We start from the raw sequence: 12,924 nt of genomic DNA, 5'->3' as shown, positions 1-12,924 counted from the left end.
CTAAGTTCAATTACTCAGTCTACTTTGCTTATGCATATATAAACACTTATTTTAAACATATCCTAATAATTAGAATACTGGTATAACTGCACCATTATATTCTTTTTCTATAAATTCCCTTACTTCTGGTGAAGTGAATGCTGAAGTTAATGCTTTGATTTTTTCTTTTTCTTCATCACCTTTTTTAACAACAATTATATTTGCATAAGGTTTCGCTGCTTCAGAATTCTTATCTTCACTTATTATTGCATCTGATAATGGATCAAATCCTGCTGATATTGCATAGTTTCCATTTATTACAGATGCTTCAGAATCATCTAATACCCTTGGTATGCTTGCTGCTTCTAATTCATTAAACTTTAAGTTTTTATTATTTTCTGTTATATCCTTTGGTGTAATTAATTCACCATCTGATACTTTTATAATTCCTTTTGAAGCTAATAATTTTAATGCTCTTGCTTCATTTGATGGATCATTAGGTATTGCTATTGTAGCTCCATTAGCTAATTCATCTAAACTCTTTATCTTATTTGAATATAGCCCCATTGGTTCTAAATGAATTGCTGCTGTATAAACTAAATTTAATCCTTTTGATTCATTTTGTTCATTTAAATACGGAATATGCTGAAAATAATTAGCATCTAAATCCCCTTCCGCTAATGCTGTATTAGGCTGAACATAATCAGTAAACTCAACTATTTCAAGCTTATATCCTTCCTTTTCAAGTATAGGCTTTGCTATTTCTGCTATTTCCTTGTGTGGTATAGGTGTAACACCTATTTTTATTGTTTTATCATCTTTATTGTAACTCTCTACCCCATTATTTGTACTTCCACATCCTGATAAACTAAATATAAGTACTCCCGCTAATATTGTTGATAATATAGATTTCTTTTTCATATATTTTTCCCCCTTAAATTATTGCTTATTTTATAACTAATCTAAAAATTTAATTTGATAATTTTCCATAAAAATAATTCCCTAAAAATTGGAGAAGCTGTACGAATATAATTAATATTATACAAGTTATTATCATAAAGTCTGTTTCAAATCTTTGATATCCATATCTTATTGCTACATCTCCAAGTCCGCCTGCCCCAAGTGTTCCTGCCATAGCAGAATAACCTACAATACTTATTAAAGCTAATGTTATTCCAGATACAATTGATGGTATCGCTTCTTTTAACATAACTTTAAATATTATTTGAAAATTTGAAGCCCCGAAAGACTTTGCTGCTTCTATTACTCCTTTGTCAACTTCTCTTAATGCAGATTCTATAATTCTTGAAACCAAAGGTGCTGCCGCAATTGTAAGTGGTACTATAGCAGCTAGTGTACCAGTAGATTTACCAACTAATAACTTGGTTAAGGGCATAATTATCACCATTAATATCACAAATGGAAAACTTCTCAATGTATTTACTATAAAGTCTAAAATAGAATACATAAATTTATTTGGTTTTAAGCCATCATCTGAAGTAATAATAAGAAGTATTGCTGGAACAAAACCTAATATAACTGAAAATATTGTAGATGCTAAGACCATTATTAATGTTTGTTTTAAAGCTATTATTATAATTTCTTGCATTATTTAATCACCTCCAGCAAAACTTTCTTATTCTCTAAGTATTCAATTACTTTATCTTTGTCACACTCATTTATATTTATAACGAGTCCTCCTAGAATCATATCTCTAAATTTTTCTAATTTTCCAGATATTATAGAAAAATCTATATTAAGTTCTCTTGCCATCTTTGTTATAACAGCATTCTCTGAAGAGTCATTAGAGAAAAATATTTTTATATTCACTCCAGTTGTTGATAATATGTTTTCATCATCTTCTCCAAGAAACTTCTTTAAAGATGGTTTAGGTTTTAAAAATAATTCCTCACATTTACCTTGAGATTTTATATTTCCGCCTTCAAGCAATGTAACTCTTTCACAAACTTCTTTTACCACTTCCATTTGATGAGTAACAATAACTATTGTTATACCAAGTTCCTGATTTATTTTTAAAAGTAATGATAATATATCTTTAGTAGTCTTAGGATCTAATGCTGAAGTTGCTTCATCACATAATAATACTTTAGGATCTAGTGCTAATGCTCTTGCAATAGCTACTCTTTGTTTTTGCCCTCCACTTAATTCAGGTGGCTTATTCTTTGTTTTTTCTTCCAAACCTACTAATTTAAGAAGTTCCATAACTTTAGTTTGAATGTCATTTTTATCATATCCCCATATTTCTAATGGAAAAGCTACATTATCAAAAACATTTTTTCTTTGCATAAGATTAAAGTTTTGAAAAATCATCCCCAAGTTTCTTCTAAAACTTCTTAAATCCTTGTCTTTTAAATCAGAGACATCATTTCCCATTATTTTTAAAGAACCTTTATTATATGATTCAAGACCATTTATACACCTAAGTAATGTAGATTTTCCTGCCCCACTATGTCCAATTATTCCATAAATCTCTCCTTCTTTTATGCTTATTGAAATATTGCTTAATACGCTTATTTCCCCAAATTTTTTTTCTAAATTCCTAACTTCTATCATTTAGAGCCCCCCTTTACACATTTTATTGCTAAATTAAAATGTATTTTTTTGCTTTTTACTTATTGATCATTGTTTGCAAACTGAATTATAAATTAAATTATGCATAAATTTTAACTTTGTTATAAATTTTATAGATAAGAACAAAAGCGCCAGAGAATAAATCTCTAGCGCTTAATATACTAAATAAATTTACCCTCTCATCTATCAACTCTATAAGTTGCAGGATTTAGCACCATAAATGATAATTAATCATTTGGTTGCCGGGTTTCATAGGGCCAGTCCCTCCACCACTCTTGATAAGATATAACAAATATTAATTTTTAATTTATGTTTTAAATTATAATTCCCTAATTTTAATTTGTCAATGTTATTTTATATTAATTAACAAAAATATTTTATCCCTTCTTAAGTAAACTATTACAGTAAATAAGTGCCTATTGTATTTTTATATAATTAACATTTTCATTAAGCCAATGGTAATGTTATTTCAAATTCACTTGAATAAAACATATTACTTACATAAAGTGTTCCTTCATGTTTTTCTAATAATTCTTCGGCTAAATCTAACTTCTTATTGTCTATTTTAATATCATTATTTAATAATCTAAGCCTTCTTTTTTTAGATAAATTTTTTACATTACACTCTATGTTAATTATTAATTTATCTAAAATATTATAAGTTTGTATTCTTATAAAGCCTCTGTTTCCATCCACACACTCAATTATATTAGTTAAAATTACATATAAATCTTTCTCAGAAATCTCCAACATGTTTCTGTCTGCATTATCCTCTATAATAATACAGGTTTCTTCCTCTATAATTGGTTTTAATATCTTTGAAATAAATCTATTTTCATTTCCATTTATTTGTATAGATGATTTTACCTTATTATTATTTTCTATTATATTTTCTAAAGCTTGACCTAGTTTTTCTTCTTTACTCATAAGATACAAACCATATAAATAAGAAATTTCTGCACCTTGATCATGTTTAATTTTTCTTAGATCATTATTTTTCTTTTCTAATTCACTATTTAATTTATTTATTTGTTCACTTTCTTTTCTTATGCTACTAAAATATATAGAGGTTACAATAAAAAATATAAATAAATTTATAATCATTATATTCTTTAATAATGGATTAGCAAAATCTATAATTCCGTTTTTGAATATTATACTATAGTAGACGATAAAACTTATAGCCATTGTTAAAGATATAAATATTTTATCTTTAACCATAAATCTATAAAATCTAATTATGTATTTTTTATATTTAAACAATATATACATAAAAATATAATTTAGCATAAATACTATAGAATACATTATTTTAATTAAATATGCTTTTTCTAAATTTAATAATTTTATATATGGATAAAATACTCCAATAATTATTAGCGATAATATTACCATTAATATATAAATGCTATTACATATAATTTGTGCTGTTTTAAAATCATTTCTATATAAAACTCCTACTATAATAATGTATAAAACACTATTATAAACGATACCAATATTATTATTTATATATAAATTATTAATTATTACTGATATAATTAATAACAAAAATATTACTATTCCTAATTCTTTTTTGCTTTTTTGGCAATCTTTTTTTACGCAAGAATTTATAACGTTTAGTATAACTAAAGATTCTAAAAAAAAGATTTATCACACTTCCTAACATTATAATCATTATTTTTCCCCTTTGTATGTAATAATTTAAAGTATTTTAGCTAATAATAAAGTGTTGATATTATATCAACACTTTATCTTTAATATGTATTATTTACAATTAATCATTTAAAGGTAACCTGATTTCAAATTTTGTAGAAATATCATTACTTTTTAAATTTATATTTCCGCCACATTTCTCTATTAATTCCTTTACAATACTTAAGCCATACCCATGATTATTTTCAGTATTATTTTTTGTAGTAAAGCCTGGTTCAAATATCTTGCATATATTCTCTTCCTCAATTTTAGGTCCATTATTTTCTATAATAATAACTACATAATCTTTTATATCATAAGTTTTTATTATTAGAATTCCAGTTTCCCCCATAGCCTTAACCGCATTATTTACTATGTTAGAAATTATTCTATAAAGTTCTATTTCTGTTATTTTTGCATTATTAATACTGCCTTCATCTTCTATTATTATATTAATATCTTCATATTTTATTTTTTTAACTATATTATTAATTAAAGTATTATTTTCGTTTAATTTAATATCAGCTTCTACATTATTTTTATTAATTGTATCTTTTAGTTTTTCTCCAATTTTATCAATTCTTTTCATACAATAAAGATCATACATATATGTAATTTCTTTTGCATAACCTCCTTGAATTGTTGTAAGCTCAGTATTTTTTTCATATAGATTTTTATTTAACTCTAATATTTTATGTGATTTAAGATCTATATTAATGAAATAAAGAATTATTATTCCTAGAAATAACATTAAACTTATACTAACTAAATTTCTTAATAATTCCGATTCGTTTTTGTAAAAAATCAAATAAAAAGCCAATATAAAATCCATAGAAAAGTTTATTAAAATTAAAGTTGTAATTGTAGGCTTGATTGATACTATCTGATTATATATATTTTTTATTTTTGCTTTATACTTTAAAATAAAGAATCCCATTATAAAATTAGGAATATATATTACACAAACCATTAAAATTTCTTCATATCTAAATACAGATAATCTCTTTAAAAAGCCAAAAAATAAATTTCCAAATATATTGACAGTAAGTGTTATAAAAAAATAAATTATTGTATTTGCAATTAAAGAATCATAAAACTTTTTTCTATATAAAATCACATTAATAACAAGTATTTCTAATGCATGTATAATAAACACACACACAGATAGATTTCCAAATTTATAATTAATAATACAGATTATTAAAAATATAACTATAACTGCACTTATCTTTTCTATTGTGTTTTTTTTGTAATAATCATCAACACAATAGTCTATTATATAAATAAAAAGAATGGCTTGTAAAATTAAATTTAATGCATCCACTATACTTATTAGCAAAATACGCGCCTCCTAATTCTTAGAGCTTTTATCTCATTTTTTTCATTGATTCAGGCATATCTTCCACACCAACAGTAGCTATTGAAGCTGGTGTAATAACTATAAATTTCTCTGTCAATTTCATTAGCATTTTTCCTATAATTATCTTTATATCCATTAAAATTCATCTCCCTAAATATATATTTTTTAATATTATTTAATCCTTTTCTCTTTTGTTAAACATAAGTATAGATTGAAATAAGATTGTCCATGTTATAAGCTCATAAATATTGCTATATCTATATAGCAATATAGAGCTTATACTCAAGACAATTAAAATAGAAATTCCTAGAATTCTATTTTTATTTATAAGTTCGAGGCGCGTAATTGGCATTTTATCATTTAAAACTGGTGCTGTATTATATATTGAAAATAAACTAATCAATATTAAAATACAGTTGCTTATAAAATTGAGTTTACAATTTAAACTCAATAATATAACACTACTAGTTATAAGCATTGTTGCTATAAAACATCTTACTTGAGTATTTTCATGATATCCTCCTATAAAAGGCTTTGTTATACTCATTATTCCTATTATTATAATACTTTCTTTACAATATCCAATTAATGAAAATATAATTATTATTGACATTAACTTTATAAATTCAAAAAATAAGACTGTTGTTGTATATTGAATTTGTTCACATTGTTCTTCACTATATCCATTATAATTACAAATACCTTGTACAAAATTTCCTATAAAATTTCTAATCATTTCTTTTACATCTCTTATACTTCATATTTTATTACATTATACTATTAATTTACAATTTTTACAATAAAAATCGTGATTTTTAGTATTTACACAAGTTTTTTATTTTTTATTACAAATGCTTTAAATAATTATACTAATATATAAAGTTCAAATTTTACATAATTTCATATTGAATCAAGTAATAGACAAGAAAAAGGTGAATTTATATAAATAAATTCACCTTTTTTGTAAAACAAACTCAAATAAAATTTTAATTATTGAATTTCTACTTCTTCTATATTTTCTTGCTTAACGATATCATTCTTGCTATCAATTAAAGTTTCAACAATCTTTTTACCATATGGAAGACATAATTGAATAAATGGTCCTATCGTTAACATTGCTATTATAGTTCCAAGCCATACTTTACCACCTAATAAATATCCTACTACTAAGTATATTCCATCTAAAGTCATTCTAATCCATCTATACTGAAATTTTGTTTTATCCTGTATAATAAATGGTACTATGTCATTAGGTGCAACTCCTAAGTCACTTGCTGAAAGTATTGAAAAACCTACTGCAATGATAAAGTTTACTAAAACTATCATAAGTGCTTTTACAAACATACTACAATCTTGTATGTTAAATCTTGAAAATATGCTTATAGATAAATCTATAACAGGTCCTACGCCAACAAGACAAATGAAAGTTCCAATGTTTATCTTTTTTCTATCAATTAAAATTATTATTATAGTTAATACAAAAAGTATACACATATTAGCTATTCCTGGTGTGGTGTTAAGCAATATTGATAAGCCTTGGGTAAATACAGTGAATGAATCTGATCCTATATTTGTTACTAGTGATAATCCTACTCCAAATTGTATTATTGCCATTCCTAAAAAAAACAAAATTAATCTCATTAATAATTTTTTTTGGTTCATGTTTTTCATCCTTTTCTTTAATTTTTATTAAATTTATTACTACATATAATTCTCAAACGTTCACATTAATACCATAAATAAAAAATTCTTTAAATAAAAAAGTATTTTTATTTTACATTATCGTATCAAGTTTGTCAAAAACATTCAAAAAAAATCATTTTAATTCATGAAATAAATCTTATTAAATTACTAAATATTTCTTGTTAATGAACTATAATTTTAAAATCTTCAAGATTTATTCTGTATTCGTTTAACATCTCTATAACAGTATTTCTTAATGTATTTTCATTAGATTTTTTATTGGCAATTTTTATATCATTTTGTATAGGTTTTAATTTTTTATTTTCTTTATATTTTTTATTTAATATTTCTGCTGTTTTTACAAGTAAATCATCCCAATCTTCTACTTTGATAATATTATCATGTAATTTAAATGTATTAGGATTTTTTGAAGAGAAGTCTCTATATATTTCCATTCCTTCATCTTTTATAAAAACATCATCTTTCTTTTCTTTTTTATCTTCTATTTTATCCATAGCAGCTTCAATATTAGATGATTTTTTATTATTCACTAAATTTTCTTCTTCTATCCAATTAGAATAATTTTGTATATTCTTAACCATATCATATACTTCTACAGAAATTTTTCTATAAGATTTGCTTAAAGTGAAATTTCTTTCTTCCTTTACTATTTTACTAGATTCATCTTCTATATAATCTATTGTATTTTCTAAAGTATCTATTAAATTAATTAAACTATCTTTTATTTTTAGTGACATATCTGGAAAGTTTTCAATTATATATTTTACAGTATTTTCATTTAATATAGATAAATCATTATTTTGATTATTAATTTCTTCTAATTCACAATTAATACTCTTTTCTTTTTGAATTTCTTCAGCAAACATTTTATTAGTTTGTAATTCTGCATTATTTTTTCTACCAAAGCTAGGTTTTATCATAACTACACTCCCTTAAATATCATTTTAATTTATATTTATTTTTATTTTACCATATTTTACCTTTTACGGGAATGGTAATTTGATAAAAAGAGTAGTTATTATAGAAATATATCTATATAACTACTCTTAATAAATTATATTAGTCTAAAAATATTTTTAAATCATCATCAACATTTGTAATTCCACAAATTCCAAAGTTATCTACTAATACCTTTGCTACATTTTCTGATAAAAACGCCGGTAAAGTTGGTCCTAAATGAATGTTTTTAATTCCTAAATGTAATAATGATAATAATACTATTACTGCCTTTTGTTCATACCATGCTATATTAAAAGCTATAGGTAATTCATTTATATCTTCTAATTCAAATACTTCTTTTAGTTTTAAAGCAATTACAGCTAATGAGTATGAGTCATTACATTGACCTGCATCTAATACTCTAGGAATTCCTCCAATATCACCAAGCTCTAATTTATTATATTTATATTTTGCACATCCTGCTGTTAAGATTACAGTATCTTTTGGAAGAGCTTTTGCAAAATCTGTATAATATTCTCTTGATTTATGTCTTCCATCACACCCTGCCATAACAAAGAACTTCTTTATAGCTCCAGTTTTAACTGCTTCAACAATTTTATCAGCTAATGCTAATACTTGAGCATGTGCAAAACCTCCAACGATTTCTCCATTTTCTATTTCAGTTGGTGCTTCACATTTCTTTGCTTGTTCTATTATAGCTGAAAAATCTTTCTTTCCATTTTCATTTGCTGTAATATGAACACATCCATCAAATCCTGCTGCACCAGTTGTATACATCTTATCTTTATATACATCCTTGTCAGTTGGAGGTACTATGCAATTTGTAGTCATAAGAATTGGACCATTAAAGCTTGTAAATTCTTCTCTTTGCTTCCACCATGCATTTCCATAGTTACCTACTAAATGATCATATTTCTTTAAATGTGGATAATAATGAGCTGGTAACATTTCAGAATGAGTATATACATCTACACCTGTACCTTCTGTTTGAATTAATAATTGTTCTAAATCTTTTAAATCATGGCCTGACACTAATATTCCTGGATTTTTTCCTACTCCAATGTTAACTTTAGTTATTTCAGGATTTCCATAGCTTTCTGTATTAGCTTTATCTAAAAGAGCCATTCCATCTACGCCTACTTTTCCAGTTTCTAAAGTTAAAGCTATATATTCATCTAAACTTACATTATCATTATTCACTGCTGCTAAAGCTTTTTGCATAAACTCAGAAATTTTTTCATCATCATATCCTAATGCATTAGCATGTTTCATATATGCTGATAATCCCTTTAATCCATAAATTATAAGTTCTCTTAAACTTCTTATATCTTCATTCTCAGTAGCTAATACTCCTATCTTAGGTGCCTTTGCTTCCATTTCTTCTTTTGTTTTGCATACAAATGAAGCTGCTTCACTTAGATTTGATTTATCATTTAATTTAAATAATAGTTCTTCTTTTAAATCAATAGTTTCTTTTACTCTTAAATAAAAAATTTCATTATCAAAATTGGCATTTGTTATAGTTGTAAAAAGATTCATTGTTACCATATGATTTATATTGCTTGATACTTTTATTTTTTCTTCTCTAGCTCTAGTTGCTACTTCTGCTAACCCTTTAGTTGTATATATTAATAAATCTTGAAGTTTTGCAAGTTCAGGTGTTTTTCCACACACTCCCTTTATAGTACAGCCTGTACATCCCGCTGCTTCTTGACATTGAAAACAGAACATTTTATTTTCCATAATAAATTCTCCTTTTATCTTTAGCTATGTTTTAGTAGAATATTGATATATGCATATATCAATACATATTTAAAACAGAGCCATATTTTTTATTTGGTATGATTAGATTTTATCTTGAATTATGAAAATGCTCCGTAACAATTGTTACAATTATTTTTATATTTAAATAAAACTCACAAAATTTAACTAGCAAATACTATTCTTTATTTCATCATTAAATTCTACTTTATATTTCTATTTTATATTTCTATTTTATAAAACTGATCAAACAAATAAGAGACTTTAACTATTAAACATAATTAAAGTCTCTTATATTTATTTATATATAGGAGTGGTCGATATTTAAAATATATTTTCTATTATAGTATTAACCAAAAATTAAAACATAACATACTATTTTAATATTTTTTCAATAAGTGGAGAAGCTTCTATATGATTATCACTTATTAAAAATGCTTCATGTAATTCTTCTATCCATTCTTTCTTTAATTCATTGTCATGATGCACATAGCAAATTGTATCTCCTACACTTACCTTATCACCTTTTTTACAATTAAGTATAAGACCAACACCATGATTAATTTCATCTTCTTTAGTAGCTCTGCCAGCACCTAAATGCATAGCTAAAATTCCTAATTGTTCAGAATGAAGAGTTTCAACATATCCATTCTTTTCACATTTTATTTCTGTAATGAATTTAGATTTTGGAAGTAATGTTGTATCTTCTATCATTTTTACATTACCACCTTGGGCTTTAACCATATCTTTAAATTTTTCAAAAGCTCTTCCTGATTCAATACCTTCCTTTAGCATTGCTCTTGCTTCATCTTTATCTTTAGCAAGCTTTCCTTGCATTAACATGATTTCTCCTGCTTGCATACAAAGTTCAGTAAAGTCTTTTGGACCAGTTCCTTTTAAAGTTTCAATAGCTTCTATTATTTCTAATGAATTACCTATTGTATTACCTAAAGGTTGGTTCATATCTGTAATCATAGCCATAGTATTTCTTCCAAGACTATTACCTATTGAAATCATAGCCTTAGCTAATTTTGTAGCATCTTCAATAGTATGCATAAATGCCCCTTCTCCATACTTTACATCTAAAAGTATAGTATCAGATCCAGATGCTAATTTTTTAGACATTATAGAAGAAGCTATTAAAGGAATTGCATTTACAGTTCCAGTAACATCTCTTAATGCATATAATTTTTTATCTGCAGGAACTAAATCTCCTGTTTGCCCTATTATGGCTACACCAATATCTTTTACTTGATTTATAAAATCTTCTTCTGTTAAGAAACAATTAAATCCTTCAATAGATTCTAACTTATCTAATGTTCCACCTGTATGTCCAAGACCTCTTCCTGACATCTTAGCTACTTTAAGTCCACAAGCAGCCACCATTGGCCCAAGTGCCATAGATGTTTTATCCCCAACACCACCTGTTGAATGTTTATCCGCTTTAATTCCCTTTATAGAAGTTAAATCTATTACATCTCCACTATGCATCATAGATTTTGCTAAATAAGATGTTTCTCTTTCGTTCATTCCATTTAATACTATAGCCATTAATAAAGAGCTTGTTTGATAATCTGGGATAGATCCATCTACTACACCATCTATCCAAAATTGAATTTCTTCATTAGTCAGTTCTTTTTTTTCTCTTTTCTTATTGATAATATCTACAAAACGCATATTTGCATCCTCCCTTTATTTCAGTTAACAACTCATAATAGATAATTACAAAAATCTGCTTAATTAAATAATTATATTTACTATAACCACTTGGCTATTTTTTGCTTTATTTTCTATTATCAATGGTCAATCTTATATTTTATAATTCTTCTTTGTTCTTTTTTCCGATTCATTTTAGCAAACGTTTTCTAAAATAAGATTATATGTCATTAGTTTATTTGAAAATAATAGTAGACAAGGACAATTAAATATTACATAGTAACCATCTAGTTCTTAAACATCATATATTTATAAAAACATATACTCTATTTTTTATATTAATTGTCCATTGTCAATTTTCAATTATTAATTGAATTAATATCCTTGTGTTTCTTCACCTTTTAAAAGACCTACTGCTCTACTTGTTCCAAGTCTATCACAGCCTTCATTTATAAACATATTAAGATCTTCTACTGTGCTTACTCCACCAGCAGCTTTAATCTTAACATTTGGTCCAATATGTTTTTTGAACAATTTTATATCTTCAAGTGTTGCTCCACCTGTTCCAAAGCCAGTAGATGTCTTTATATAATCAGCTCCTGCTTCTGTTACAGCTTTGCACATAGCTATTTTTTCTTCTTCTGTTAAATAGCAAGTTTCAATTATAACTTTTAATATTTTATCTCCAACAACTTCTTTTAAAGCTCTTATTTCTGCTGTAACTTTATCGTATTCTTTGTTTTTAACATCTGAAATGTTAATTACCATATCTATTTCATTTGCTCCATCAGCTAAAGCTTGTTTTGTTTCTGCTATTTTACCTTCTGTTGAAGAATATCCTAAAGGGAAACCTACTACTGTACATATATTAACCTTGTCCCCATATGTTTCATGTATACGAGATATATAACAAGCTGGAATACATATTGATGCTGTATTATATTCTATTGATTCATCACATATTTTTTTTATATCATCCCAAGTTGCTACTGGCTTTAATAAAGTATGGTCAACATGTTTTAAAATTTCTGAATTATTCATAAATTACATCCTCATTTCTTTGTTTCTTTTAATATAAACTTTTATTCTATAGCTTTATTTTATTCCTCAAATGTTATATTGTCAACATAAAATGTTAAAGTTAGAACATTTTTAACTTTAAGTAATTGATTATATAATTATTATAAGTACTTTCAATGAAATTTATTTATTTTTTT

12 protein-coding genes and 1 riboswitch are annotated in these 12,924 nt (G+C 25.3%); all 12 genes read right to left on the bottom strand.

What is annotated here, in order from left to right; all coding sequences use genetic code 11:
• Nucleotides 1-69: 69 nt before the first annotated feature.
• The 12 genes from NG918_RS03955 to deoC all read right to left on the bottom strand — a co-directional run bounded on the left by NG918_RS03955 (nucleotide 70) and on the right by deoC (nucleotide 12,748).
• Nucleotides 70-900: a MetQ/NlpA family ABC transporter substrate-binding protein gene (locus NG918_RS03955; protein ID WP_252224681.1), complete on the bottom strand. Its 831-nt coding sequence runs from the start codon at nucleotides 898-900 to the stop codon at nucleotides 70-72.
• 49 nt (nucleotides 901-949) lie between these two features.
• Nucleotides 950-1,588 carry a methionine ABC transporter permease gene (locus NG918_RS03950; RefSeq protein ID WP_252214867.1) on the bottom strand — a complete coding sequence of 213 codons (639 nt, stop codon included), beginning with the start codon at nucleotides 1,586-1,588 and terminating at the stop codon, nucleotides 950-952.
• Entirely contained in the window at nucleotides 1,588-2,553 is a 966-nt protein-coding gene (locus NG918_RS03945; RefSeq protein WP_252224676.1) for a methionine ABC transporter ATP-binding protein, read from the bottom strand. The genes NG918_RS03950 and NG918_RS03945 overlap by 1 nt, the downstream gene beginning before the upstream one ends.
• A 194-nt stretch (nucleotides 2,554-2,747) precedes the next feature.
• Nucleotides 2,748-2,856: riboswitch (SAM riboswitch) on the bottom strand.
• 162 nt (nucleotides 2,857-3,018) lie between these two features.
• Nucleotides 3,019-4,122: an ATP-binding protein gene (locus tag NG918_RS03940; protein ID WP_252224673.1), complete on the bottom strand. Its 1,104-nt coding sequence runs from the start codon at nucleotides 4,120-4,122 to the stop codon at nucleotides 3,019-3,021.
• Between the two features lie 226 nt (nucleotides 4,123-4,348).
• Nucleotides 4,349-5,605, bottom strand: coding sequence for an ATP-binding protein (locus NG918_RS03935; RefSeq protein ID WP_252224670.1), 1,257 nt, complete (start codon nucleotides 5,603-5,605; stop codon nucleotides 4,349-4,351).
• 28 nt (nucleotides 5,606-5,633) lie between these two features.
• On the bottom strand, nucleotides 5,634-5,762 hold the full coding sequence (locus NG918_RS16965; RefSeq protein WP_286673941.1) for a hypothetical protein: 129 nt from the start codon (nucleotides 5,760-5,762) through the stop codon (nucleotides 5,634-5,636).
• A gap of 39 nt (nucleotides 5,763-5,801) precedes the next feature.
• Nucleotides 5,802-6,362 (bottom strand): accessory gene regulator ArgB-like protein, encoded by a 561-nt coding sequence (locus tag NG918_RS03930; protein ID WP_252224667.1) that lies wholly within the window; start codon nucleotides 6,360-6,362, stop codon nucleotides 5,802-5,804.
• 254 nt (nucleotides 6,363-6,616) lie between these two features.
• Entirely contained in the window at nucleotides 6,617-7,288 is a 672-nt protein-coding gene (locus NG918_RS03925) for a YczE/YyaS/YitT family protein (RefSeq protein ID WP_252214849.1), read from the bottom strand.
• Between the two features lie 203 nt (nucleotides 7,289-7,491).
• Nucleotides 7,492-8,250 (bottom strand): viral A-type inclusion protein, encoded by a 759-nt coding sequence (locus NG918_RS03920; protein ID WP_252214847.1) that lies wholly within the window; start codon nucleotides 8,248-8,250, stop codon nucleotides 7,492-7,494.
• Nucleotides 8,251-8,389: 139 nt separating this feature from the next.
• Entirely contained in the window at nucleotides 8,390-10,033 is a 1,644-nt protein-coding gene (gene hcp / locus NG918_RS03915; RefSeq protein WP_252214843.1) for a hydroxylamine reductase, read from the bottom strand.
• A gap of 393 nt (nucleotides 10,034-10,426) precedes the next feature.
• On the bottom strand, nucleotides 10,427-11,728 hold the full coding sequence (locus NG918_RS03910) for a pyrimidine-nucleoside phosphorylase (protein WP_252224662.1): 1,302 nt from the start codon (nucleotides 11,726-11,728) through the stop codon (nucleotides 10,427-10,429).
• 354 nt (nucleotides 11,729-12,082) lie between these two features.
• Nucleotides 12,083-12,748, bottom strand: coding sequence for a deoxyribose-phosphate aldolase (deoC, locus tag NG918_RS03905; RefSeq protein WP_252214838.1), 666 nt, complete (start codon nucleotides 12,746-12,748; stop codon nucleotides 12,083-12,085).
• Between the last annotated feature and the right edge of the window lie 176 nt (nucleotides 12,749-12,924).

The sequence above is a fragment of the Clostridium sp. ZBS2 genome (assembly GCF_023845855.1).
GTDB classification, from domain to species: Bacteria; Bacillota; Clostridia; order Clostridiales; family Clostridiaceae; genus Clostridium; species Clostridium aquiflavi.
Note: the sequence above shows the minus strand (reverse complement) of the source record. Positions and strands in the feature narration are given on the sequence as shown.

Bases quoted from the DNA above. Each gene is read 5' to 3' on its own strand.
- NG918_RS03955 (WP_252224681.1), bottom strand. From the start codon at position 900: ATGAAAAAGAAATCTATATTATCAACAATATTAGCGGGAGTACTTATA.
- NG918_RS03950 (WP_252214867.1), bottom strand. From the start codon at position 1,588: ATGCAAGAAATTATAATAATAGCTTTAAAACAAACATTAATAATGGTC.
- NG918_RS03945 (WP_252224676.1), bottom strand. From the start codon at position 2,553: ATGATAGAAGTTAGGAATTTAGAAAAAAAATTTGGGGAAATAAGCGTA.
- NG918_RS16965 (WP_286673941.1), bottom strand. From the start codon at position 5,762: ATGGATATAAAGATAATTATAGGAAAAATGCTAATGAAATTGACAGAG.
- NG918_RS03930 (WP_252224667.1), bottom strand. From the start codon at position 6,362: ATGATTAGAAATTTTATAGGAAATTTTGTACAAGGTATTTGTAATTAT.
- NG918_RS03925 (WP_252214849.1), bottom strand. From the start codon at position 7,288: ATGAACCAAAAAAAATTATTAATGAGATTAATTTTGTTTTTTTTAGGA.
- NG918_RS03920 (WP_252214847.1), bottom strand. From the start codon at position 8,250: ATGATAAAACCTAGCTTTGGTAGAAAAAATAATGCAGAATTACAAACT.
- hcp (WP_252214843.1), bottom strand. From the start codon at position 10,033: ATGGAAAATAAAATGTTCTGTTTTCAATGTCAAGAAGCAGCGGGATGT.
- NG918_RS03910 (WP_252224662.1), bottom strand. From the start codon at position 11,728: ATGCGTTTTGTAGATATTATCAATAAGAAAAGAGAAAAAAAAGAACTG.
- deoC (WP_252214838.1), bottom strand. From the start codon at position 12,748: ATGAATAATTCAGAAATTTTAAAACATGTTGACCATACTTTATTAAAG.